The sequence below is a fragment of the Streptomyces sp. Ag109_O5-10 genome (assembly GCF_900105755.1).
Taxonomy (GTDB): domain Bacteria; phylum Actinomycetota; class Actinomycetes; order Streptomycetales; family Streptomycetaceae; genus Streptomyces.
The window spans coordinates 7,782,336-7,805,182 of record NZ_FNTQ01000001.1 but is presented as its reverse complement, the minus strand read 5'-3'; the positions used below and the strand labels follow the sequence as shown (position 1 = coordinate 7,805,182).

Here is a 22,847-nt window from a genome sequence, read left to right as displayed (position 1 = left end):
GTACGCACCGTGAGGAGACAGCAGTGGCCCGGCGCCCTCTCCCCCGCATTCTGAGCAACGGCGGCGCGCAGCTCGCCCGGAGCCGGGAGCTGGCCCGGACGGCCGCCGACAACGCCACCGACGTTCTCCACCCCCTCATCACCGTGACCCGAGGGCTGAGCCGGCTGGCCGCGGCCGGGCGGCGCAGATGGGCGGAGACACCCAAGGACAAGCGCGGGCCGCTCCTGTTCCTGGCGGCCTCGGTCGTCCTGGTCGTGGCGCTGGTGCCGTACGGACCGCTGCTCGCCGTCATCACGCTGATGGCGGCGAGCGCCTGGCAGGGCCGCGACCGCACCCCACCCCCGTCGGAGGGCCCCGACGAGTCGCAGACCCAGCGGCTCCAGTCCCTGTACGAGGCCCTGGTGCCGTACTTCTCGGCCGCCGAGGACCCGGCGCCGCTGTACGCACACGGCGGGGAGTGGGACAAGGCCTTCCTCGCCCACGAGTTCGACGACGCGGGGCGCCTCGGCCAGCTGCTGCTCCGCTACCCCGCGTACTTCCCGGACGGCGAGCCGCAGGCCCGCGCGCGGATCGAGAACCTGCTCACCGCGAAGTCCGGACGGGGCCGCGAGTACCACTTCGCGTGGGACGAGGAGGGCAACCGGCTCACGGTGACCGTCCTCGCCCCGCTGCCCACCGACATCGCCGCGCAGCGCTTCGTCACCGCGCCGGGCGAGACGGTCCTCGGGTTCACCGACCCCGGCGAGGTCCAGCGCACGCTTCCGCTCGGGTACGGCGACGAGCAGCGTGACGTACCGCCGGTCGTCTGGCGCACCGGCGCCCGCTCCACCGAACCGCACCTGCTGGTCATGGGCCGCCCCGGCAGCGGTACCTCGACCCTGCTGCGCTCCGTCGCCCTGCAGGCCCTCCAGTACGGGGACATCCTCGTCGTCGAGGGCGGCGGCACCGGCGAGTACATGTGCCTCGCCGGCCGGGACGGGGTCCTCGCCGTGGAGTGCGGGCTCGCCGGGGCCCTGGCCAGCCTGGAGTGGGCCGCGAACGAGACGGAGCGGCGGCTCATCGCCCTCAGCCGCGCACGCCAGGCGGGCCACCCGCCGCCGGACGACTGCCGGCGGCCCCTGTGGATCCTCCTCGACCGCCCCAGCGCCTTCGTCCACCTGGCCGCGGCGGACGGCCACAAGGACCCGCAGGCCCTCCTGGCGGCTCCCCTCCGGCACGGCCGCGCGGCCAACGTCACCGTGGTGGTCGCCGAGCAGCTCGACAACGCGGACGTGTTGAGCGAGGCGGTACGGCAGCACGCGTGCGCGCGTGTCGTGCTGGGACCGGCGCTGCCGGACGAACTGGCCGCGGTGCTGGGGGCGCCGCCGCACACGACGCCGTTGGCGCAGGTGCCGCCGGGGCGGGGGTACGCGCGGCTGGGGCACGGTCCGGTGCTGCGGCTTCAGGTGCCGTCGACTCCGGATCCGTACGACGACGCGACGAGCGAGGTGGACCGGGAGGCGGTGCTGGCCCTGTTGCCGCCGAGGAGCGAGGGGGTGGAGCAGGCGGGGATGCCGATGGAGGCCGCGGTCGCCGAGGGCTGAGCCGGTGGGGACGGTCACCGGTGCTTGCCGGGTGCCGCCCGCGCCCACCCGTGCGGCCCCAGCGGGCACGACGCCCGCGGCTTGATGAGCCGGCACCAGCGCCCGCAGCCGAAGCGCTGCCCCACCGCTACGCCACAAAAGTCCGCGGTGCCTCGCCGCTCCCCCCACTCGTCCCCGACTCCACCAACCGCGCCGCCGCGGCCAGCCGTGCCGCCGCCTCGTCCGCCACCGCTCCGCCCACGGTGAACGGAAGGCGCACATAGCCCTCGAAGGCCCCGTCGACGCCGAACCGCGGACCGGACGGGACGCGTACCCCCACCCGTTCCCCCGCCTCCGCCAGCCGCGAGCCCGACAGGCCCCCGGCACGGACCCACAGGGTGAGGCCGCCCCTGGGCACCTCGAACTCCCACTCCGGGAGCTCCCGCCGTACCGCCGTCACCAGCGCCTCCCGGTTCTCGCGGGCCTGGGCCCGGCGCAGGTCGACGGCCTGGGCCCAGCCCCCGGTGCTGAACAGCCAGTTCACCGCCAGCTGCTCCAGCACCGGTGTGCCCAGGTCGGCGTAGGCCCGCGCGGCGACGAGACTGCGGATCACGTCGGGAGCCGCCCGTACCCAGCCGATGCGCATGCCCGCCCAGAACGCCTTGCTGGCGGAGCCCACGGTGATGACGGTGGAGCCCGCCGGGTCGAAGCCGCAGACCGGGCGGGGCATCTGCACGTCGTCGTCGAGCCACAGCTCGGTCATCGTCTCGTCGGCGACCAGCACCGTGCCCGCCGAGCGCGCCGCGTCCACCAGCCGGCGCCGCTGGTCGTCGTCGGCGAGCGCCCCGGTGGGGTTGTGGAAGTCGGCGACCACGTACGCGATCCGGGGCGCCGCCTCCCGCAGCACCTGGCGCCAGCGGTCCAGGTCCCAGCCGCTCAGCCCCTCGGCCATCGCCACCGGCACCAGGCGGGCGCCCGCCTCCCGCATCAGCTGGAGGATGTTGGCGTAGGACGGCGACTCGACGGCGATGCGTTCGCCGCGCCCGCCGAAGAGGTGGCAGATCGCGTCGATCGCGCCCATCGCACCGGTCGTGACCATGATCTGCTCGGGCATGGTGGGGATCCCGCGCGCCGTGTAGCGCTCGGCGATCATCGACCGGAGGACGGGGAGGCCGGCCGGGTAGTCGCCGTGGGTGTGGGCGTACGGGGGGAGTTCCTCCAGGGCGCCCTGGACCGCGCGGGTCAGCCACGGCTCGGGGGCCGGCAGCGCGGCGCAGCCCAGGTCGATCACCGAGCCGAGCGCCTCGGGGGGCAGGGGTTCCAGGCCGCGGGCCGGGAGCGGGTTGCCGGCCGGGACCGCGGTCCAGCTGCCCGCGCCCCGGCGGGACTCCAGGAAGCCCTCCGCCCGCAGCGCCTCGTACGCCGCCGCCACCGTCGTACGGCTGACGGACAGGGCGAGGGCCAGTTCGCGTTCGGCGGGCAGCCGGGCGGCGACCGGGACGCGGCCCTCCAGGACCAGCAGCCGGATGCCGTCGGCGAGGGCGCGGTAGGCGGGCGGCCGCCGGGTGCCGGGGCCGGCCGGGCGGTCCTGCTGCGAGTTGAGCAGCCGGGCGAGCTGCGCGGGCCCCACCGCAGAGGTCCACTGCGCCATGTGAATCAGTCCACCTTCCCCGAATTGGCCATGGATGGCTTTCCCTTCCAAGCCACAGAGTGACATGAGCCAGTCCACCTTTGCCACCGCCACCTTCTCCACCGCCGCTATTCCACCGCTGACCGCTGCTCTTTCCACGCCGGCTTTTCCACCAGGGGGTGCCTGTTGTCCACGCAAGGCCGTCTCGGGCGACGGTTGGTCCAGCTCTACGCGGGACTCACGCTGTACGGCGTCAGTTCCGCGCTGCTCGTCGAGGCGGGCCTGGGCCTGGAGCCCTGGGGCGTACTGCACCAGGGACTCGCCGGTCACACCGGAATGAGCATCGGCACGGTGTCGATCGTCGTCGGGGCCGCCGTGCTGCTCCTGTGGGTCCCGCTGCGCCAGCGGCCGGGACTCGGCACGGTCTCCAACGTCTTCGTCATCGGCCTCGCCATGAACGCGACGCTCGCCGTCCTCCCCGACGCACACGCGTTCGCCGTGCGGATTCCGCTGATGGCGGCCGGCATCGTGCTCAACGGGGCGGCGACCGGCCTGTACATCGCGGCGAGCTTCGGGCCCGGCCCGCGGGACGGCCTGATGACGGGGCTGCACCGGCGTACCGGCCGCTCGATCCGGCTCATCCGTACGGCGATCGAGGTCGCGGTGGTGGTCACGGGGTTCGCGCTCGGCGGGACGGCCGGCGTCGGCACCCTGCTCTACGCCGTGTCCATCGGCCCCCTGGCCCAGCTGTTCCTGAGGGTGTTCGCCGTCCCGGCGGCACCCGGCCGCAGCACGGTCGTTGCCACGGAGTCACCCGAGCGCGCGATACTGCGCGAGTGAGCACGCTGATCCGCCACCCGTACCTGGACCACCCCGGCCCCATCGCCTTCGCCCATCGGGGCGGAACCGCGGACGGCCTGGAGAACACCGTGGCGCAGTTCCGGCGCGCGGTCGAACTCGGCTACCGGTACATCGAGACCGATGTGCACGCCACGGCGGACGGCAGGCTCGTCGCCTTCCACGACGACACCCTGGACCGGGTCACCGACGGGGCCGGCCGGATCGCCGACCTGCCGTGGGAGGACGTGCGGCAGGCGCGTGTGGCGGGCCGCGAGCCGCTTCCCCTGTTCGAGGAGCTGCTGGAGGAGTTCCCGGACGTCCGCTGGAACGTGGACGCCAAGGCGGAACCGGCCCTGCGGCCGCTCCTCGGCCTGATCGAGAAGACGGACTCCTACGACCGGGTCTGCGTCGGGTCGTTCTCGGAGGCACGGGTGCTGCGGGCACAGCGGCTGGCCGGGCCGCGCCTGGCCACCTCGTTCGGCACGCGCGGTGTGGTCGGGCTGCGGCTGCGCTCCTGGGGACTGCCCGCATCGGTGCGCCGGTCGGCGGTGGCCGCCCAGGTGCCCGAGTCCCAGTCGGGGGTCCCGGTGGTCGACCGGCGCTTCGTGCGCGCCGCCCACGCGCGCGGGCTGCACGTCCACGTCTGGACCATCAACGAACGCGAGCGGATGCACCGGCTCCTGGACCTGGGAGTCGATGGCATCATGACCGATCACATCGACACGTTGCGTGAGGTCATGCAGAAGCGCGGCGTCTGGTTCTGAGGCGCGCGGGCGGTAGTGCTGCGGGAGAGGCAAGGGCGCGGGTGGGCACCGAAACCGTGCAATCGGGGGTCTTCGACGAGGGCACCGAACTGCGGCGCGAACAGCGCGGCTGGTATTTCTACGACTGGGCGTGCTCGGTCTACTCGACGAGTGTCCTGACCGTGTTCCTCGGTCCGTACCTCACGTCGGTCGCCGACCACGCGGCGGACGCCGGCGGCTACGTCCACCCGCTGGGCATCCCCGTCAGGGCGGGCTCCTTCTTCGCCTACTCGGTCTCCCTGTCGGTGATCCTCGCGGTCGTGCTCATGCCCCTGGTGGGCAGCGCGGCCGACCGGTCGGGCCGCAAGAAGCAGCTGCTGGGCGTGGCCGCGTACGCCGGGGCCGCGGCGACGACGGGCATGTTCTTCCTGGACGGCGACCGCTATCTGCTCGGCGGTCTGCTGCTGATCGTCGCGAACGCCGCCCAGTCCGTCGCCCTGATGCTCTACAACTCCTACCTCCCCCAGATCGCCCCGCCCGAGCAACGCGACACGATCTCCGCCCGGGGCTGGGCCTTCGGCTACGTGGCCGGCTCACTGGTGCTGATCGTCAACCTGGTCCTCTACTCCGCACACGACTCCTTCGGCCTCTCCGCGACGGAGGCGGTCCGCATCTGCCTGGCCGGGGCGGGCCTGTGGTGGGGCGCCTTCACCCTCGTGCCACTGCGCCGGCTGCGCGACCGGGGCGGCCGCGCGGAGGGGGCGCCGGCTCCGGGGCTGCGTCAACTCGCGGCGACGGCCCGGGACATGCGCCGCCATCCGCTGACGCTCTCCTTCCTGCTGGCGTACCTCGTCTACAACGACGGCATCCAGACCGTGATCTCCCAGGCGTCCGTCTACGGCTCGCAGGAGCTCGGGCTCGGTCAGTCGACACTCATCGGCGCGGTCCTGATGGTGCAGGTGCTGGCCGTGGCGGGGGCGCTGACGATGGGGCGGCTGGCCAGGACGTACGGGGCGAAGCGCACGATCCTGGGATCGCTGGTGGCATGGACCGTGACGCTGGCGGCCGGGTACTTCCTGCCGGCCGGCGCGCCGGTGTGGTTCTTCGCCCTCGCCGCCGCCATCGGTCTCGTCCTCGGCGGCAGCCAGGCCCTGTCCCGCTCCCTGTTCTCCCATCTCGTTCCGCCCGGAAAAGAAGCCGAGTACTTCGCGGCGTACGAGATGAGCGATCGGGGGATGAGCTGGCTGGGACCGCTGTTGTTCGGGATCACCTACCAGCTGACCGGGAGCTACCGCTCGGCGATCATCTCGCTGGTGGCCTTCTTCGTCATCGGGTTCGCGCTGCTCGCGCGGGTGCCGGTGCGGCGGGCGATCGGCGAGGCCGGCAACCCGGTTCCGCGGAAGATTTAGCGTTCAACGCGGAAGGGCGGTAGTGTACGCGTTTGGCCTGCCAGGCGTACCGTTACTGCGCGTCAAAGATGCCGAAACGCTGGGTGACATCTGTTAGCAGATGTGACAAACCGGGCGCTGGTGGGTACAACAAGGGGCGGCTACGACGGCGACGCATGACCCGGAACGGGAATCTTTACCGCCGACCGGACGTTGACCGGATGACGACGACAGCGACACCTGTCCTGTGGGCGACAAGCCCGGGAGGCACGATTCATGAGTGAGCGAGCTCTTCGCGGTACGCGCCTCGTGGTGACCAGCTACGAGACGGACCGCGGTATCGACCTGGCCCCGCGCCAGGCCGTGGAGTACGCATGCGAGAAGGGGCACCGGTTCGAGATGCCCTTCTCGGTCGAGGCGGAGATCCCGCCGGAGTGGGAGTGCAAGGTCTGCGGGGCCCAGGCACTCCTCGTGGACGGTGACGGCCCTGAAGAGAAGAAGGCCAAGCCCGCGCGTACCCACTGGGACATGCTGATGGAGCGGCGCACCCGTGAGGAACTCGAAGAGGTCCTTGAGGAGCGTCTGGCGGTTCTGCGTTCCGGGGCGATGAACATCGCGATTCATCCCAGGGACAGCCGCAAGTCCGCATAGCCCGTGCAGTTCCGCTAAGCGGAAGCCGACACAAACAGCCGAGGGCGCCGTACGTTCTGTGAACGTACGGCGCCCTCGGCCGTTGTGCGGCAGGCACGTTGTGCGGCAGGCACGCTCACCGCGTCAGCGGCGGCCGCTCCCCCGTCGGCTCGTCACCCGGCCGGGGGCCGTCGTTCCGGATGACCTCGCCCTGGACGACCTTTCCGTCCGGGCGGTGCATGCGGACCTGCTGGAAGGCGTCGCCCAGGGTGCCGGGGGCGGAGGCGCGGAGCGTGCGGTCGAGGGTGCGCTCGGCGAAACGCGAGACGGCCTTCTGGACCGGGGGCAGCAGGAGCAGCAGGCCGAGGGCGTCGGAGACCAGGCCGGGGATCATGAGGAGCAGGCCGCCCAGCATCATCAGGCCGTTGCCACCGCCGCGCTCCGGGGAGCCGCCGCGCTGGATCGCCTCGTTGAGGCTCCGGAAGGCGCGCCGGCCGGCCCGCTTGATGACCACCGAACCGGCGACGAAGCCCGCCACCAGCAGCAGGAAAACGGTCATGCCGCCCGCCGCGCCCGCGACCACCGTCAGCAGCCAGATCTCCAGCACCAGCCACACCGCGAGACCCAGCGGCAGGTATCTGCCGAGCCGGGAGCGGCGGGGCCGGGTGGTGTACGGAGGTGTCTGCGCGCCAGTCGTCATGCACCCAGTGTGCCTGTGCGCGGCTCAGTGCGGCATAAGAGGATGATCAACCGGAACTGTGGGCTTCCCGGCCGTCGGCTAGGAAGGCCCGCCCTTGCCGGTCATGCGGCCCAACCGGTCGGTGACGCCCCACGAGGTGACCCGCCACAGCGCCTCGACGAGGATGTCGCGGCTCATCTTGGAGTCGCCGAACTCCCGCTCGACGAAGGTGATGGGCACTTCGACGACCTGATAGCCGGCCTTGATCGCGCGGCGCGCCAGGTCGACCTGGAAGCAGTAGCCCTGCGAGGCGACCTCGTCGAGCCCCAGGCCCTCGAGGGTCTCGCGGCGGAAGGCGCGGTACCCGCCGGTGATGTCCCGCAGCGGAAGGCCGAGGGCGAGCCGGGAGTACAGGGAGCCGCCCCGGGAGATGAACTCACGGGACTTCGGCCAGTTGACCACCCGGCCGCCGGGCACCCAGCGGGAGCCGAGCACCAGGTCGGCGCCCTTCAGTGCGGTCAGCAGCCGGGGCAGTTCCTCCGGCTGGTGGGAGCCGTCGGCGTCCATCTCGACGAGCACGCCGTAGCCGTTGTCCATGCCCCAGCGGAAGCCGGCGAGGTAGGCGGCGCCGAGGCCTTCCTTGCCCTTGCGGTGCAGTACCTGGACGTGGTCGTCCTCGACGGCCAGTTCGTCGGCGAGCTTGCCGGTGCCGTCGGGGCTGTTGTCGTCCGCCACCAGCACGTGCGCCTCGGGGACGGCCTGGCGCACCCGGCCGACGATGGACTTGATGTTCTCCGCCTCGTTGTACGTGGGAATGATCACCAAAGCCGTGCCGAGCGGACCGAACCGCCTCCCCTGGGACTGTGCCGCAAGGGTTCCGTCGCCGTCGTTCACTGCTGCCCCTTCATGTCGTACGCAGGGGACCACCATAGTGGCCGCGGCCTGCACTGACGCGACGGCTCATTCGGATGGTGGTGTCGATTCCGCAAGAACGGGGTAAGGATGCCCGTTTCGGGTGGCGGCCATACGTGCTTTCGCCACTCTGTTCCCCTGCGGATGGGGGCCCGGCGCCCTTCGGGCCGACCTGGGACCCGCTGGCTGCGGGTCGACCGAAAGCCGTTGTCTACTGAGCTCCGGGCCCCACCCGGGTCACACCTCCCGACCGGCCGGAACGTTCCCCCGTCGGCGCGGGCGCTGAGCCTGGCTCCCAGTGACGGTGCCCCGGTGCGGCACACCGTCCCTGACCCAGCGGCGCTGCGACGAGTGCGCGAACTGCTCCCCGGTCGGGCGTCCGGTGGTGGACTCCGCCGAACCTACCGGCCCGCTGCCGCTGGCTGTCAACAGCCGTTTGACCTGCGGACATTCCCTCAAACCCCTGGTCAGCGCAGAGGATGCGCAGGTCGCGCGACGCAGGGTCGGCCGTCGATCACGGCCGCGCCACCCCGGGAGATCACTCGCCCGGCCGTACGAATGTGGGAGGTCACTCGCCCGGTCGTACGAATGTGTGAGGTCACTCGCCCGGTCGTACGAACACGGTCCGGCCGCCCACCACGGTGCGCAGACAGACCGGCAGCTCGCGGCCGGGGCTCAGGTCGGGCAGGCCCGGGGTGCCGGAGCGCGGGTCGGTGGACCAGCGGGCGACCCGGTCGTCCGGCGCCTGCACCACCAGTTCGTCGGTGCGCCAGACCGCGTAGTCGGCGGGCGCTCCCGGCACGAGGACGCCCGCGTCGTCCCGGCCGATCGCGCGCCAGCCGCCGCGGGTGTGCGCGGTGAACGCGGCACGCACGGAGACCCGGTGCCCGGGCGTGTGGTGGAAGGCGGCGGCCCGGACGGTCCCCCAGGGATCGAGCGGCGTGACGGGACTGTCGGAGCCGAAGGCGAGCGGGACGCCGGCCTTGAGGAGGGCGGCGAAGGGGTTGAGGGTGCGGGCCCGGCCGGCGCCGAGCCGCTGGGCGTACATGCCGTCCGGGCCGCCCCACAGCGCGTCGAAGGCGGGCTGCACGGACGCGATGAGGCCGAGTTCGGCGAAGCCCGCGATGTGTTCGGGCGTGAGCATCTCGGCGTGCTCGACGCGGTGCCGGGCGGCGCGCACGCGGGCCGGGCCGACCTTCTCGGCGGCGGCGCGCACGCCCTCCACGACGGCGGTCACGGCGGCGTCGCCGATGGCGTGGAAGCCGGCCTGGAGACCGGCCTCGGTGCAGGCGGTGACGTGGGCCGCGACGGCGGCCGCGTCCAGATAGGCGGACCCGGTGCTGTGACCGGCGTCGGCGTACGGCTCGTGCAGGCAGGCGGTGTGGGAGCCGAGGGAACCGTCGACGAACAGGTCTCCGGCGGCGCCGAGCGCGCCCAGCCGACGGGCCGTGGCGATGCCTTCGTCGTCCGCCTCTGCCCAGTAGCCGACGACGCGCGGTCCCGGCCGTTCCTCGGCGAGCCGCAGCAGCCCGGTGAAGTCGTCCTCGGAGGAGATCTTCGGCCCGCCGCACTCGTGCACGGTGCCGATGCCGAGCGAGGCCGCGTGCGCGAGGGCGGTGCGCTGGGCCTCGGTGCGCTGGGCGGGCGTCACGGCCGCGAACGCGGCGGTGCGGACGGCGTGGTGGGCGTCGCTCGTCAGCGGGGCGTCCTCCCGGGGCACCGCACCGGCGACCATGTCCAGCAGGGCCGTGGTGACGACCGCCGAGTGGACGTCGATACGGGAGAGGTACAGGGGGCGGCCGCCGGTGGCCGCGTCCAGTTCGGCGCGGGTCGGCGGGCGGCCGTCGGCCCAGCGGGCTGCGTCCCAGCCGTGCCCCAGCAGCACCCGGTCGTCCGGGCGGGCGGCGGCGAAGTCCCTGACCAGCGCCAGGGCCGCGGCCAGCGAGGTGGCCCCGGACAGATCGAGGCCGCTCAGCGCGAGACCGGTGGAGGTGGTGTGGACGTGGGCGTCCGTGAAGGCGGGGGTGACCAGCGCCCCGTCCAGGTCGACGACCTCTTCGACCCCGTCCGCGAACGCGTCGGCGGCCCCCTCCGACCCGACCCAGGCGACCTGCCCCCGCTCCACGACCATCGCGGTCGCGAACGGATCGGCGGGACTGTGGACCTCGCCGCGACGGAGAAGAACGGTCTGGGGCTCGGGGCTGCGCTCACTCATGGGGACCAGTCTCGCCCCTCACGCCGATCACTCCGAACGGGGGCACCCCGAACGCGCCCCTCAGGGGCGCTGGGGGCGCCCCCGGCCGAAGGCCGGGGGAGGAACCGCGCGACCGGCCACGACGCACCCGCAGCCGACACCCGTCCGCACTCGGGCCATGTTCCACGGCACACGGCACTGCCGGCCGTGCCCATCCGCTCCGCCCTGCGGAACGCCTGCCCACGGCGGGGGCGGTGGCGGGTGGCAGGCAGCGCCAGCGGTCCGCTCAGATCTTTGGTGGTCGGGCCTCGTACGGCGTCGACAGCACCACTGTCGTCCGGGTCGAGACCCCCGCCAGGCCGCGCAGCCTGGCCAGGAGTTCCTCCAGTTCGTGCGGGGTCGACACGCGCACCTTGAGGATGTAGTTCTCGTCGCCCGCCACACTGTGGCACGCCTCGATCTCGGGGACGCCGGCCAGGCGGTCCGCGATGTCGTCGGGGGCGCTGGGGTCGAACGGTTTCACCGAGATGAACGCCGTCATCGGCAGCCCGATGGCCTCCGGGTCGACGACCGCGGCATAGCCGCGGATGACGCCACGCTGCTCCAGCCGGCGCACCCGCTGGTGCACGGCCGACGTGGACAGACCCGTGGCCTTGCCCAGGTCCGTGTAGCTCATCCGCCCGTCCTTGACGAGCAGCTGCACGATTTGACGGTCCAGCTCCTCCATGGCGCAAAAACTACAGTGCGCCTGATCTCCACGGATAGCTCAGCGGCCCAGGTCATGGCCGGTTCGTGATGTCAGGGAGCGTCGGCTGCGGGGCGCCCGGCGGACAAATCCACCGCAGCGGGCACCTGCGTACGGCATGTGACGAACGCCACAGCCCTGGAACAGGCTCCGTGATGTCCTCGTGATTACCGCGGAGAGCGGACGGGAAGTGCTTGCTGTGGTCGAGGCCGCAGCGCCGTAACGGCCCAGCCCGAGGGGGAGTTACCCATGCAGAGTCTTAAGCGCCCTGGTCGTTCCGTGTCCAAGCGCCCGCAGTTGGTGGTCGAGCCCGAGCCGGAGGGCGTCGAACCCGACGCCTACGAGGCCGAGGAACTGGACGCCTACGACACCTTCGAGATGTTCCGGGTGATCTGCCCGGACTGCGCGCAGTCCATCGCGCTGCTGGCGGACGAGGAGTTCCTGCCGGAGCACGCGCTGTGCGCCTCGCCGTGGAACCCGTTCGGCCTCACGGTCTGTGCCGGCACGGGCCGCGCGGCGGACGACGTACCGTCCGCGGACGAGTCGGCCGAGCCGCAGGAGCAGGAGACCGCCCTCCTGCTCACCCTCCCGCAGGGTCTGGACTGGCGGACGCAGCCCTTCTCGCACGTCGGCGGCCCGGGCTCGCGCCCGATGCGCGTACCGGCGCTGCGCCCCGGCCGCGCTCTCCGTCAGGCTGCCTGAGTCACCGCACCGCGTCCCAGTACCTGCCCTGCACCAGGGCGCGCAGACTCCCGTGGTGCAGGATCAGCGTGTCCGGATCCGCGGGGACGGAGGCCTCGCCGAAGTGCACCTGGCGGTAGGCGATGCGCAGCATCACGATCGCGTGCCGCAGGGCGGCGTAGAGGGTGTAGAACTCCATGTCCCGCGGGATGTGGCCGGTCAGCCGGGCGTAGCGGGCCTCGACCCGGTCGCGGCGCAGGAACGCGGGCAGTCCCGGCTGCCCTGAGGCGGCCGTGAGGTCCTGGAAGAAGCGGTGCAGGTAGACCGCCCAGCCGAGGTCCACCTCGCGCGGGGCCACGGCCGCCATCTCCCAGTCGAGGACGGCGACAGGGTCGAACCCGTCGTACACGACGTTCCCGATCCGGGCGTCGCCCCAGTTGAGGACGGGCGTGCCGGGTTCGCGCGGCCACAGGTCCGCCAGCCTGTCGAAGGCTGCCTCGATCAGGGGTGAGCGGGCGAGTCCGTCCACCACCCAGTCGTAGTAGCGCCGTTGGGACTCGACATGCCGGTGCAGGGCCCCGCCGTCCCCGGGAAGAGCGAGGAACTCCGCCTCGGAGACGGGGGCTTGGTCGTGCAGTCTGGCCAACAGGCCGACAGAGGCGGCTTCGAGGTGCTCGCGTTCCGTGTCGGTCGCCGCATGCAGCCAGTTCCCCTCGTACGTGTAGGGCATGACGTCGGGCGGGACGCGCCCCTCGACGCGCTCCATCACGAAGAAGGGCGCGCCGAGCGGTCCGGGGTCCTCCTCCAGCCACAGGACGCGGGGCACGGGCAGATCCGTGCGGTCGGCGACCAGCCGCATGGTGCGGTACTGGCGGGTGAGGTCGTACGACGGGAAGACCGTGTACGCCGACGGATCCGCCGCCAGTCGCAACGCGCACGCCCGCACCGGCGGTTCGGGATGCTCGATCTCGAAGAGCAGGGTCTCGCTGGACATGCCGTTGGAGGCGGGAACCGTGACACCGGTGGCCTTGGCGCCGGGGAGCCGGAGGTCCAGCCAGGCGGTCAGCCGGCGTGCGAGGTCCTCCGGGTCGCGGGTGCTGGTGCGTGGACGCGGTTTCGTCGTCATCCCGGCCTCCTCCTTCAGGGCGCCACCGAGTCGAAGCCGGCGAAGCCGCTGGGATCGTGTCTGCCGTACGATCCGTGCTCGAAGATGCCGTGGCCGGTCTGTCCGTCGAGGCGGAAGCGGGCGGAGTGGTCGGTGACGCCGTAGGCGGCGCGGGGGTGCGGCGCGGTCAGGTCGTAGGTACGGCGGTCCACCCAGCCCCGGCCCTGCCAGGTGCCGTGCTGCCAGTCGTCCGCCGGTGGGTAGCCGGCCCCGACCGCGAGCGGTGAGGAGGCGAGGATCTCCACCTCCAGTTCCTGGGGTTCGCGCGGGTCGCCGAGGTGGACGACGGCACGCTCGGGGTGGCGGGTGCCGGAGCGGTAGGCGATCTCGGTCCGCGGCCAGCCGAGCTGGCGGTCGCGGTCGCCGGGGCGGACCAGGGTGGCGTCGTTCAGGGTGCGGTAGCCGTCGGCGTCCTCCTGGGTGATGACCATCAGGAAGCGGTCCTCGAAGCGGACCGGGCACCAGATCCAGTGGAAGCCCTCGGTCGGGTTCTCCTCGGCGAGCCGCCCGCCCTCCTCCCCCGGGACCGGGCGGACGCCCCAGCTGCGGTCCCGGGTGCCGGTCCAGCCGCCCGGATCGACGCGGAACTCCTCGCCGCCGGCCCGGATCACCCCGGACACTCCCCCGGCCTGCACGAACCTGCGGCCCTCCAACGTCAGCCGGCAGCCCCGGCGTTGCAGGTGGTGCGGCTCCCACAGGGCCGGGAAGCCGGCCGCCCAGACGAGGTCGCAGGAGAGGGTGTCGTCGTCGCAGGTCAGGCGGATGCGCCGGAGCGGCTCCTCGACCTCGATGCGCAGCGGGCCGACCGCGAGCCGCATCCGGTCGTCACCGAGGGCGTCCGAGGCGCGGACCGCGTGCAGGGTGTCCCCGGTGCGCAAGGTGGCGTAGGCGTCGATCACCCCGACGTTCGGGTAGACGCCGAGGCCGAGGATGAACAGGGCGCGGCCGTCGTGGTCGAGGACGTGGAAGATGCAGCGGTCGTAGGCGTTCCGGTCCCCGGTGGCGACGTGCTTCATGGAGAGCGGGACCTGGTGCACGGGGTACTCGTCGAGCGGTACGGGACGGTCGTCGGCCATGGCGGGCCTCCCCGGAGGCTGGAGACGGTCCGGCTGACGGTACGTCAGAAAACGAAGGGGGGCCAGATCCGGGAACGGACGTCCGCGAACTCACGCACGATTCGGGGGACCGGTGACCAGGGCGACCGTCCCCGCGTTGGCCGGGCATGACGACCACCCACACCGCTCTCGGCCGTCAGCGCCGGATCTTCGTGCCCCCGCCCGCGGCGTCGCTGCCGCCGCCCTCGCCGCAGGATCCGCCCATCTACCGCGATCTGATGCGGACCTGGGCCGACCGGGGCCGCGCCCTGCCGGGCCGCCACGACCCGGAGTGGGTCAGGCTGGCGGCGCCGACGGTCACCCGCGGGCAGTTCAGCGAGTTCAGCGACTTTCCGGCCCCGCCACGTGACGGGCGATGACCATCCGCTGGATCTGGTTGGTGCCCTCGACGATCTGCAGGACCTTGGCCTCGCGCATGTAGCGCTCGACCGGGAAGTCCGCGGTGTAGCCGTAGCCGCCGAGTATCTGGACGGCGTCGGTGGTGACCTTCATCGCGGTGTCGGTGCAGTGCAGCTTGGCCATGGCGGCCTGCTTGGCGAACGGCCGGCCCGCGTCGCGCAGCCGGGCCGCCGCGAGGTAGAGGGCCCGGCCTGCCTCGATCTGGGTGGCCATGTCGGCGATCATGAAGCGCAGGCCCTGGAAGTCGGCGATGGGATGGCCGAACTGCCGTCGCCCGGTGGCGTAGCCGACCGCCTCGTCCAGGGCGGCCTGGGCCAGGCCGATGGCGCAGGCCGCGATGCCGAGCCGCCCTGAGTCCAGGGCGGAGAGGGCGATGGCGAAGCCCTGGCCCTCCTCGCCGAGACGGCGGTCGTCGGGGACCCGGACGTCGTCGAAGTGGACCTGGGCGGTGGGCGAGCCCTTCATGCCCATCTTCTTCTCGGGCGCCGCGCCGCCGAGGCCCTCGGCGTCGCCGGGGACCAGGAAGGCGGTGATCCCGTGCGAGCCCTCGGCGCCGGTGCGGGCCATGACCGTGTAGAAGTCGGCGACGCCGCCGTGCGTGATCCAGGCCTTGGTGCCGTTGATCACCCAGGAGTCGCCGTCCCGGACGGCCCTGGTGCGCAGGGAGGCGGCGTCCGAACCGGAGGCCGGCTCGGAGAGGCAGTAGGCACCGAGCAGGCCGCCGCCGAGTATCGCGGGCAGGTGCTCGACCTGCTGCTGCTTGGTCCCGTAGGCGGCGAGCGCGTAGCTCGCGAGGGTGTGCACGCTGACACCGAGGCCGACGGTGAGGCGGGCCGCGGCCAGTTCCTCCAGTACTTGGAGGTAGACCTCGTAGGGCTGGTCGCCGCCGCCGTACTCCCCGTCGTACGGCAGCCCGAGCAGGCCCGACTCGGAGAGCAGGGTGAAGACCTCGCGCGGGAAGCGCCCGGCGTCCTCCTCCTCGGCCGCCTTCGGCGCGATCTCGCGCCGGGCGATCTCACGGACCAGCCTGAGCAGGTCCCTCGCCTCGTCCGTCGGCAGTTGACGCTCCACCGGCTGCGGGTCGCGGTCGGACATGGCGTCGGTCTCCTCCCTGTCGGGCAACGACGGTCACGGCCCGTGGGATAGGGGCGGCTCCGCCTGTCGTACGAGTGCGGCCGAGGTCGGCGTTCCGGGTCTCGGAAGCTGCTGACCTGCGGCTGCGCAGTGAGTATGCCCGATCGGGGACGTCTCGTCACCAGTTAACGACCGCTTACTCCAGGAATACCGGGCCGACATCCGAAAGCCGCGAAATTGGTCCGAACCATTGACCCGACTGGTCTAGTCCTCCTAAGGTTCATGACCAACGCTTTACCGCGTTCATGCCAATCGGCGCGCGTTCCCCTCTCCCCCAGGAGGAGACACCCGATGCACACCTTCCACCGCTCCCGGTTCCGGGCGCTGCTCTCCGCGGCCTGTTGTGCCGTCCTCGGCGCCGGGCTGCTGGCCGGCGCGGGCACCGCGTCCGCGGCCGCCCGGTCCGCCCCGTCCGCCCCCCAGGTACAGGCCGGCTCCAAGGTCGTCGGCTACTTCACGGAATGGGGCACCTACGACCGCAAGTACCTGGTCAAGAACGTCGAGACCTCCGGCTCGGCCGCGAAGCTCACCCACATCAACTACGCCTTCGGCAACGTCACCGGCGGCAAGTGCGCGATGGGCGACTCCTACGCGGCGACCGACCGCACCTACACCGCCGCTGAATCCGTGGACGGCGCGGCGGACACCTGGGACCAGCCGCTGCGCGGCAACTTCAACCAGCTGCTGAAGCTGAAGAAGAAGCACCCGAACCTCAAGATCCTCTGGTCCTTCGGCGGCTGGACCTGGTCGAGCGGCTTCGGCGAGGCGGCCAAGGACCCGACCGCCTTCGCCCAGTCCTGCTACGACCTGGTCAAGAACTCCAAGTGGGCCGGTGTCTTCGACGGCATCGACATCGACTGGGAGTACCCGAACGCCTGCGGCAACACCTGCGACACCAGCGGCCGGGACGCGTTCCGCAAGGTGATGGCGGCGCTGCGCGCGAAGTTCGGCAGCGGCTCGCTCGTCACGGCGGCGATCACCGCCGACGCCACCGGCGGCGGCAAGATCGACGCGGCCGACTACGCGGGCGCGGCGCAGTACGTCGACTGGTACAACCCGATGACGTACGACTATTTCGGCGCCTGGGCCTCGACCGGCCCGACGGCCCCGCACTCGCCGCTGAACTCCTACTCGGGCATCCCGACGGCGAACTTCTACACCTCGGCGACCATAGCCAAGCTCAGGGGTCTCGGTATCCCGGCCGCCAAGCTGCTGCTCGGCATCGGCTTCTACGGCCGCGGCTGGACCGGGGTCACCCAGGCGGCGCCCGGCGGCTCGGCGACCGGTCCGGCGGCGGGCACGTACGAGGCGGGCATCGACGACTACAAGGTGCTCAAGACCAAGTGCCCGGCGACCGGCACGGTGGGCGGCACGGCGTACGCCAAATGCGGGAGCGACTGGTGGAGCTACGACACCCCGGCGACCATCGCGACCAAGATGACCTACAAGAACCAGCAGGGCCTGGGCGGCACCTTCTTCTGGGAGCTGAGCGGCGACACCGCGAACGGTGAGCTGATCAAAGCCATCACCTGACCCCGGTCACGGGGCCTGGGGCGGGGGAACCACGAGCCCTCCGCCCCAGCGGCCGGTCCGGCGGGGCGGCGCGGCGCACCGGCTCAGGTGCGTCAGCCGTCCCGGCGGGCCGGAGCCGGGGCGCGATAGGAGGGGTCCAGTTCCTCGATGGCTCGCATGGTGCCGCCGAGCGTCTTGACCAGCAGCTCGCACATGGTCTCGCGGGAGAGTTCGGGACGGTCGATCCAGTCGAGGGTGACGCCCTCCACGCTGCACAGCCAGGCGAGCAGACCGACCCTGGCGAGCGGGGCGATGTCGGCACGGCCGTAGGCGCCCTCGGCGATGGTCGCGACGATCGCCTCGCGCACCCCGTCCCGGATGGCGTGCACCTCGGTGTCGAAGCCGACACCGCCGCTGACGATCGTGCGGTACGCGGCCTGGTGGTGCTCGGCGTAGCGCAGGTAGCTGTCGATGGTCCGGTGGACGCGGTCCACCTGGGGCAGTTCCAGGCCGCTCGCGGCATAGGTGACCAGGTCGGCGACGGAGTCCTGGATGATCGCCAGGTAGTAGCCACGCTTCGACTGGAAGTAGTAGTAGATCAGCCCTTTGGCGACATGCGCCTGCTTCGCGATGTCGTCCATGGAGAGCGCGTCGTACGAGGTGTCGGCGAACAACTTCCGCCCGATGGCGATGAGTTCGGCGCGACGAGCCACGGAACGCTCGGTGCCGCGCGCCCGGGGACGGGCGGCGGCACGTTGTTGACTGATATTCAATTTCGACCCTGGTCTCAACGGGCTGCGGGACATCCGCAGTATGTCAGTTCAGGTCACAGCAGACCGAGTTGAGTCACCAACATGGCGACGACCACGACGAGAGCCCAGCCCATGACATGTTCCAGAACCTTCGGGCCGTCGTCCTGGGGGCCGCCGGTACGGGCGCGGGCGGCGGTGGCGGAGTGCGTGGTCATGAAGTCCACCATGCCATCGATTGCGGCTTTTGCGGCGGAGAGCTTGGTCACAGAGAGCGGCCCCCGGGATGCCCGGGGGCCGCTGTCGTGCCCGGTCAGCGCACGCCGACCGCCGCGAGCGCCTTGACCTGGGCCGGGTTCGGGCAGGCCGGGAAGTACAGGTAGCAGACACCTCCGGTGCCGGAGACGACCTTGCCACTGGCGTTGTACCGCTTGGTCCGCAGCCAGATGTTCTCGAACTCCCGGCGCAGGTAGACCCGCCGCACCGCGTCGTCGTCGGCCGAGCACGGGTCGTTGGCGATCACGTCGCCGTCCGCGGTGAAGCCGATCACGGTCATCAGGTGCCCGGAGGTGCCGTAACCGGCGCCCGTCAGCTCCGCCGCGAGGAACGACTGTGACGTGATGGCCGGGATGCCGGCCGCGATCAAGGTCTCCAGGTCGGTGAGCGAGGCCAGTCGCGTTATCACACCCTGCAGGCCCTGGTACGTCGACGCGTAGGCGGCGTTGAACGGCCAGTTGCCGCAGCCGCCGTACTGGTAGTCGTAGGTGTAGCGGGCCGCGTAGCAGACCTGCGGGTCGGCGAAGGACGGGTCGACCCAGGCCAGCTGCGCGGCGGTGGGCCGGCCGCCCCAGTACTCGACGATCATCTGCGAGGAGGTGGGGCTGCACCAGGCCTCGCCGCCGTTGTCGTACTCGGGGTACTGGCCCTTGTGGATCTCCTGCGAGTAGCGCGGGACCGTGAGTTCCTGGGCCAGGCCCGGGGTGGAGGCCGGCACGGTGAAGCGGTCCGGGATGTCGGAGCCCATGGCGCCGAGCCGCCAGACCGTCGGGGTGAGTTTGGTGCCCGGCCTGCGGTAGAGGGTCAGGCGCAGCTGGTACGAGGTGAGGCGCAGGCCGGTCGTCGCGTCGTCGATGGCGAAGGTGTCGGTCCAGACGGTGCTCTTGCCGTCCTTCTGTCCGTCCACCGAGGTCCGCTTGATGTCCTGGTCGCCGGCCGCCCAGCGGCCCATGACGTACCAGGGGGTGGCGGTGCCGTCCGAGTAGGTGCCGTGCAGTTCGACCTGGATCCAGGTGCCGGCCGGGGTGTCCGCGTTCCAGGAGGCGATGGTCTCGGTGGCGGGGACGGCGAGCCGGTGCACCGGGCCGGTCCAGGTGGCGTACTCCCAGGTGGACGTGGTGCCGGTGTGGGGGTCGGTGTAGGAGGTGGTGCCGGCCGGGGTGCCGATCACCACGCCGGGGCGGGCCCCGGCGACGGCGCCGGCGCCCTTGGCGGTGCCGGTCTTCCAGTCGCTGTAGGTCGTCCAGGAGCGGTAGTCGATCGGGCGGGTCCCGTCCCGGCCGTGGTGGCCGGGACGGCCGTGCCCGGCACGGCGGGTCTCGGTCCGGGCGGTGGCGTCGGCGTCGGTCTCCGGCGCGGCGACCGCGGGCACCGCGGGCACCACGCCCTGGGCCACGGCCGCCGCCGCGACGGAGGCGGCGGCTGTCAGAAGGGTTCTGCGGGACGGCTGTTCGGCTCTGCTCATGGGTGGAGGACCCCCAGGTGTGCGCGTCACGGCTGATCCGGAGTAGTGCCGCAACAGGCAACGTTCGCCCCGTCACGACGCCCGGCACGCACTCTCGCCGCACCGGACGCCGCTCCTTGACGGGCAAACGTTGCCTGCCGCGGCACTAGGTCAGTGCGCCAACTATGGAGCAGGCGCCATGCCCCTGCCAGCACTTCAGCCCATGCCACGCCCACCAACATTGGTCTCGTCCGCTGAAAGGGGCCCGGCGCGGTCGCCGGGGCCCCTCCCGTGGCCATAGGTGCCCTCACCGGCTCAGATGAGGTCCATCGCGGCGACCTCGTCGGGGCGGCCGTAGCTGACCGGGCCCTGGAAGCGGCGGCGGGCGGTGGCGAACCACCAGACCGTGGCGACGGCCAGGACGACGGCCAGTGCGATCGGCGCGTAGTTGAAGGAGTCGACGGTGATCGGCGAGGCCTGCGGCAGCATGAACAGGATGCTGCTGAGCAGGATCCAGACCACCGCCAGCCAGCCGACCGGCCTGCTCCAGCGGCCCAGGTTCCACGGCCCCGGCTGGAATGCGTCGCCCAGGCGCAGCCGCAGGAACACCGGCACGGCGTAGGCGAGGAACAGGCCGACGACGTTGACGCTGACGATCGCGGTGAACGCCGTGTGCGACCACCAGCCCGGCACCACCAGGGCGACCGAGCAGGCCACCGCGAGCCAGACGGCCTTGACGGGGGTCCGGGTGCGGGGCGAGACCGAGTGCCAGAGGCGGGAGCCGGGCATGGCGCCGTCCCGGGAGAACGCGAAGATCTGCCGGGTGTTGCTGGTGAGGTTGGCGAGGCCGCAGAAGAGCATGGCGCCGATGACGACGAGCAGCATCGCCTTGGCCCACCCCATGCCCAGTCCGTCGATGAGGATCTGGACGGGGGGCGCGGAGGAGCCCGCCACCTTGGTGTAGTCGCCGATGCTGTACACCAGGGCGAGCATCAGGATCAGGCCGGTGATCGCCGAATAGCCGATGGACCGGATGATCCCCCTGGGCGCGTTGACGGTCGCCTGGACGGTTTCCTCGGACATGTGGAAGCTGCCGTCGAAGCCGGTGAAGGTCCAGCTGGTGACCAGCAGCCCGAGCAGGCCGCCGTAAAGGCCGTTGGTGAAGCCGGTGTTGTTCACGAAATGCGTCACGAAGGACGCCGACCGATGGTGGTCCGGCAGCACGATCAGTGTGCTCACGATCACCACGAGTCCGATCAGCAGCCACCAGACGGAAATCCGGTTCAGGACGGCGACCAGCTGCACGGTGTAGGTGTTCGCGAGCCCCTGGACCACGATGATCACAGCTGTGATCAGGACCGTCTGGTGGGCGGTCGGCGTGTACGAGGGCCACTGCAGGGCGACGAAGGCCTGGACGAAGGTGGCGGCCGCGTAGCCGGTGGCCGCGGTGCCGCCGATCTGGCCCACGAAGTTCAGCCAGCCCGTGTACCAGGACCAGGCGCCCCTGTGCCGCTTGGCGAGTTTGCCGGCGGAGAAATAGAGGGCGCCGCTCGTCGGATAGGCGGAGGCAACTTCCGCCATCGCGGCGCCGATGCACAGCACCATCACACAGACGCCGATCCAGCCGAACACGAGAATGCGGGGGCCGCCCGCGTTCATGCCGAATCCGAAGGACGAGAAGATCCCGGAGAGAATATTGATGATGGTGAAGGAGATGGCGAAATTGTCGAAAGCCTGGAATCGGCGGGTGAGTTTCCGCGGATACCCCATCGCGTGCAGGGTCGCGTCGTCGTCGAGCGTGACGGGATCCGCTGGGCGTTCTGACACGTGCCGGCCTTTCTCTCGGAATCTCGGACTCTAGGAGGGGACGGGCAGGCCGCAGGCGCGGCGGGCCCGGGAGAGCTGGTCGGCCGGTTCGCCGAAGACGCTCCAGGGCATGCGGGAGGCGTACGGCCCCATGGCCGTGAAGACCGCCCGCGCCTCGAACACGCACTGGGCCATGACCAGCGCATGCGCGAGGTAGGCGAGGTCGAGCACCGGGGTGAAGCGGTATGCGGTGACCGTGGGCAGCCAGTTGTGGTAGATCGACAACGCGGTGCTGCGCCACTGGGGCTGTTCCCAGACCCGCTCGGCGAGCAGCTGAGTGGGGTTGTGGCTCTCCACCAGCGCGACCAGCGGCAGCACCCGCAGCGCGGAGTCGGCGGGGGCGCGCTGGGCGAGGAAGGCGGCGACGTCCCAGGCCGCGTTGACCGAACCGCCGTACCGGGTGAAGAAGAAGGACAGGAAGCGGTGGTGGGCCTCGCGGTGCCAGGGATCGAGACCGAGGGTGTGCGCGAACAGCCGCCACGGACCGGACGGGGAGGTCAGCAGGCCGCCCGGGGCCGGGTCGTGCGGGCGGTGCAGCCGGGCCATGGCCAGCTTGGCGGCCCAGGGCGTGGGATCGGCGGGATTCACGGCGCTGGCCCGGTCGCAGGCGGCGAGGGCGATCCGTTCCAGCGCCTCGGCCCGCTCGTCACGGGCGTCGGCCGCCCGGATCGCCCGCTGGACGGCCACCCGGGCCCACATCAGCGCGGACTCGGGGCCCGGCTCCTCGGCCAGCCACCGCTCGACCAGATCGGTGCCGGCCGCCTCGGAGGCGAGGACCAGGGAACGGTGCGCGCGCAGGGCGAAGTCGGCACGTGTCTCGGCCAGCGCCTCACGGGCACTCAGATATCTTCCGGCGCGCACGTCCACGCATACGCTCGCGAGCAAGCGGTCGTCGGCCGCCGGGTGCCATACGTAGTGCCCCTCGAATAACTCCGCGGCCATCTTCCCCTGTCCGTCCCCGTCCGACGCGTGCACCCGGCACCTTACTCAGGGCCGGGCACACCGGAAACGCACGAGATCGACATATCGGTCAGCCGGTCGGAAATATTGACGGCCGCGGTGGGGAACGGCTCGAAATTGGTTCAAGCCGATACTTTCCCGGGGCCGTAAACACCCGCTATGCGCCGCACTACTAGAATGTTTCCGGAAAACACCCCACACCGCAGCACACCTCGGGAACGGT

At 71.7% G+C, this 22,847-nt stretch carries 21 protein-coding genes; 8 read left to right on the top strand and 13 right to left on the bottom strand.

Features of this window, described 5'->3' with window-relative positions; all coding sequences use genetic code 11:
- Nucleotides 1–23 precede the first annotated feature (23 nt).
- On the top strand, nucleotides 24–1,583 hold the full coding sequence (locus tag BLW82_RS35625) for a hypothetical protein (protein WP_093505519.1): 1,560 nt from the start codon (nucleotides 24–26) through the stop codon (nucleotides 1,581–1,583).
- 127 nt (nucleotides 1,584–1,710) lie between these two features.
- On the opposite strand, the gene BLW82_RS35620 is transcribed toward BLW82_RS35625, so the two are convergent.
- Nucleotides 1,711–3,213, bottom strand: a complete 1,503-nt coding sequence (locus BLW82_RS35620; RefSeq protein WP_093505517.1) for an SCO1417 family PLP biosynthesis transcription factor — start codon at nucleotides 3,211–3,213, stop codon at nucleotides 1,711–1,713.
- Between the two features lie 165 nt (nucleotides 3,214–3,378).
- Between BLW82_RS35620 and BLW82_RS35615 the strand changes: the two genes are divergently transcribed.
- The 4 genes from BLW82_RS35615 to BLW82_RS35600 all read left to right on the top strand — a co-directional run bounded on the left by BLW82_RS35615 (nucleotide 3,379) and on the right by BLW82_RS35600 (nucleotide 6,814).
- Complete coding sequence (locus BLW82_RS35615) at nucleotides 3,379–4,032, top strand: membrane protein YczE (RefSeq protein ID WP_093505515.1); 654 nt, start codon at nucleotides 3,379–3,381, stop codon at nucleotides 4,030–4,032.
- A complete protein-coding gene (locus BLW82_RS35610; protein WP_093505513.1) occupies nucleotides 4,029–4,796 on the top strand; it encodes a glycerophosphodiester phosphodiesterase family protein in 768 nt (255 codons plus the stop codon). The genes BLW82_RS35615 and BLW82_RS35610 overlap by 4 nt, the downstream gene beginning before the upstream one ends.
- Nucleotides 4,797–4,837: 41 nt before the next feature.
- Nucleotides 4,838–6,184 (top strand): MFS transporter, encoded by a 1,347-nt coding sequence (locus BLW82_RS35605; protein ID WP_107408588.1) that lies wholly within the window; start codon nucleotides 4,838–4,840, stop codon nucleotides 6,182–6,184.
- 255 nt (nucleotides 6,185–6,439) lie between these two features.
- Nucleotides 6,440–6,814, top strand: a complete 375-nt coding sequence (locus tag BLW82_RS35600) for an RNA polymerase-binding protein RbpA (RefSeq protein ID WP_010046329.1) — start codon at nucleotides 6,440–6,442, stop codon at nucleotides 6,812–6,814.
- A gap of 115 nt (nucleotides 6,815–6,929) precedes the next feature.
- Here BLW82_RS35600 and fxsA read toward each other — a convergent pair whose 3' ends face one another.
- From fxsA to BLW82_RS35580, 4 genes are all read right to left on the bottom strand, one after another.
- Entirely contained in the window at nucleotides 6,930–7,493 is a 564-nt protein-coding gene (gene fxsA / locus BLW82_RS35595; RefSeq protein ID WP_093505511.1) for an FxsA family membrane protein, read from the bottom strand.
- A 78-nt stretch (nucleotides 7,494–7,571) separates the two neighbouring features.
- A complete protein-coding gene (locus tag BLW82_RS35590; protein ID WP_093505509.1) occupies nucleotides 7,572–8,366 on the bottom strand; it encodes a polyprenol monophosphomannose synthase in 795 nt (264 codons plus the stop codon).
- Between the two features lie 616 nt (nucleotides 8,367–8,982).
- Complete coding sequence (locus BLW82_RS35585; RefSeq protein WP_093505507.1) at nucleotides 8,983–10,599, bottom strand: amidohydrolase; 1,617 nt, start codon at nucleotides 10,597–10,599, stop codon at nucleotides 8,983–8,985.
- A gap of 265 nt (nucleotides 10,600–10,864) precedes the next feature.
- A complete protein-coding gene (locus BLW82_RS35580) occupies nucleotides 10,865–11,305 on the bottom strand; it encodes an Lrp/AsnC family transcriptional regulator (RefSeq protein WP_093505505.1) in 441 nt (146 codons plus the stop codon).
- 267 nt (nucleotides 11,306–11,572) lie between these two features.
- Between BLW82_RS35580 and BLW82_RS35575 the strand changes: the two genes are divergently transcribed.
- Nucleotides 11,573–12,025, top strand: a complete 453-nt coding sequence (locus BLW82_RS35575) for a hypothetical protein (protein ID WP_093505503.1) — start codon at nucleotides 11,573–11,575, stop codon at nucleotides 12,023–12,025.
- Between the two features lies 1 nt (nucleotide 12,026).
- Here BLW82_RS35575 and BLW82_RS35570 read toward each other — a convergent pair whose 3' ends face one another.
- On the bottom strand, nucleotides 12,027–13,130 hold the full coding sequence (locus BLW82_RS35570) for a phosphotransferase family protein (RefSeq protein WP_093505501.1): 1,104 nt from the start codon (nucleotides 13,128–13,130) through the stop codon (nucleotides 12,027–12,029).
- Between the two features lie 14 nt (nucleotides 13,131–13,144).
- A complete protein-coding gene (locus BLW82_RS35565) occupies nucleotides 13,145–14,245 on the bottom strand; it encodes an Rv3169 family protein (RefSeq protein ID WP_093505499.1) in 1,101 nt (366 codons plus the stop codon).
- A gap of 146 nt (nucleotides 14,246–14,391) precedes the next feature.
- Here BLW82_RS35565 and BLW82_RS35560 point away from each other — a divergent pair, with 146 nt between their 5' ends.
- Nucleotides 14,392–14,643, top strand: a complete 252-nt coding sequence (locus tag BLW82_RS35560) for a hypothetical protein (protein ID WP_177233174.1) — start codon at nucleotides 14,392–14,394, stop codon at nucleotides 14,641–14,643.
- On the opposite strand, the gene BLW82_RS35555 is transcribed toward BLW82_RS35560, so the two are convergent.
- Entirely contained in the window at nucleotides 14,606–15,778 is a 1,173-nt protein-coding gene (locus tag BLW82_RS35555; protein WP_093505497.1) for an acyl-CoA dehydrogenase family protein, read from the bottom strand. The two genes, BLW82_RS35560 and BLW82_RS35555, sit on opposite strands and share 38 nt — an antisense overlap.
- Nucleotides 15,779–16,108: 330 nt before the next feature.
- Between BLW82_RS35555 and BLW82_RS35550 the strand changes: the two genes are divergently transcribed.
- A complete protein-coding gene (locus BLW82_RS35550) occupies nucleotides 16,109–17,350 on the top strand; it encodes a glycoside hydrolase family 18 protein (RefSeq protein WP_093505495.1) in 1,242 nt (413 codons plus the stop codon).
- A gap of 92 nt (nucleotides 17,351–17,442) precedes the next feature.
- On the opposite strand, the gene BLW82_RS35545 is transcribed toward BLW82_RS35550, so the two are convergent.
- The 5 genes from BLW82_RS35545 to BLW82_RS35530 all read right to left on the bottom strand — a co-directional run bounded on the left by BLW82_RS35545 (nucleotide 17,443) and on the right by BLW82_RS35530 (nucleotide 22,606).
- Entirely contained in the window at nucleotides 17,443–18,102 is a 660-nt protein-coding gene (locus BLW82_RS35545; protein WP_093505493.1) for a TetR/AcrR family transcriptional regulator, read from the bottom strand.
- Between the two features lie 53 nt (nucleotides 18,103–18,155).
- Nucleotides 18,156–18,296: an SCO1431 family membrane protein gene (locus tag BLW82_RS43575; RefSeq protein ID WP_107408622.1), complete on the bottom strand. Its 141-nt coding sequence runs from the start codon at nucleotides 18,294–18,296 to the stop codon at nucleotides 18,156–18,158.
- Between the two features lie 95 nt (nucleotides 18,297–18,391).
- Nucleotides 18,392–19,819: a peptidase C39 family protein gene (locus BLW82_RS35540; RefSeq protein WP_093505491.1), complete on the bottom strand. Its 1,428-nt coding sequence runs from the start codon at nucleotides 19,817–19,819 to the stop codon at nucleotides 18,392–18,394.
- A gap of 294 nt (nucleotides 19,820–20,113) precedes the next feature.
- Nucleotides 20,114–21,568, bottom strand: coding sequence for an amino acid permease (locus tag BLW82_RS35535; protein ID WP_256216248.1), 1,455 nt, complete (start codon nucleotides 21,566–21,568; stop codon nucleotides 20,114–20,116).
- An 87-nt stretch (nucleotides 21,569–21,655) separates the two neighbouring features.
- Complete coding sequence (locus BLW82_RS35530) at nucleotides 21,656–22,606, bottom strand: hypothetical protein (protein ID WP_093508444.1); 951 nt, start codon at nucleotides 22,604–22,606, stop codon at nucleotides 21,656–21,658.
- Nucleotides 22,607–22,847 lie beyond the last annotated feature (241 nt).

What these genes read in the sequence shown, in the direction of transcription:
- BLW82_RS35620 (WP_093505517.1), bottom strand. Translation starts at nt 3,213, where the DNA reads ATGGCGCAGTGGACCTCTGCGGTGGGGCCCGCGCAGCTCGCCCGGCTG.
- BLW82_RS35600 (WP_010046329.1), top strand. Translation starts at nt 6,440, where the DNA reads ATGAGTGAGCGAGCTCTTCGCGGTACGCGCCTCGTGGTGACCAGCTAC.
- fxsA (WP_093505511.1), bottom strand. Translation starts at nt 7,493, where the DNA reads ATGACGACTGGCGCGCAGACACCTCCGTACACCACCCGGCCCCGCCGC.
- BLW82_RS35585 (WP_093505507.1), bottom strand. Translation starts at nt 10,599, where the DNA reads ATGAGTGAGCGCAGCCCCGAGCCCCAGACCGTTCTTCTCCGTCGCGGC.
- BLW82_RS35580 (WP_093505505.1), bottom strand. Translation starts at nt 11,305, where the DNA reads ATGGAGGAGCTGGACCGTCAAATCGTGCAGCTGCTCGTCAAGGACGGG.
- BLW82_RS35575 (WP_093505503.1), top strand. Translation starts at nt 11,573, where the DNA reads ATGCAGAGTCTTAAGCGCCCTGGTCGTTCCGTGTCCAAGCGCCCGCAG.
- BLW82_RS35570 (WP_093505501.1), bottom strand. Translation starts at nt 13,130, where the DNA reads ATGACGACGAAACCGCGTCCACGCACCAGCACCCGCGACCCGGAGGAC.
- BLW82_RS35565 (WP_093505499.1), bottom strand. Translation starts at nt 14,245, where the DNA reads ATGGCCGACGACCGTCCCGTACCGCTCGACGAGTACCCCGTGCACCAG.
- BLW82_RS35560 (WP_177233174.1), top strand. Translation starts at nt 14,392, where the DNA reads ATGACGACCACCCACACCGCTCTCGGCCGTCAGCGCCGGATCTTCGTG.
- BLW82_RS35555 (WP_093505497.1), bottom strand. Translation starts at nt 15,778, where the DNA reads ATGTCCGACCGCGACCCGCAGCCGGTGGAGCGTCAACTGCCGACGGAC.
- BLW82_RS35550 (WP_093505495.1), top strand. Translation starts at nt 16,109, where the DNA reads ATGCACACCTTCCACCGCTCCCGGTTCCGGGCGCTGCTCTCCGCGGCC.
- BLW82_RS43575 (WP_107408622.1), bottom strand. Translation starts at nt 18,296, where the DNA reads ATGACCACGCACTCCGCCACCGCCGCCCGCGCCCGTACCGGCGGCCCC.
- BLW82_RS35540 (WP_093505491.1), bottom strand. Translation starts at nt 19,819, where the DNA reads ATGAGCAGAGCCGAACAGCCGTCCCGCAGAACCCTTCTGACAGCCGCC.
- BLW82_RS35535 (WP_256216248.1), bottom strand. Translation starts at nt 21,568, where the DNA reads ATGGGGTATCCGCGGAAACTCACCCGCCGATTCCAGGCTTTCGACAAT.
- BLW82_RS35530 (WP_093508444.1), bottom strand. Translation starts at nt 22,606, where the DNA reads ATGGCCGCGGAGTTATTCGAGGGGCACTACGTATGGCACCCGGCGGCC.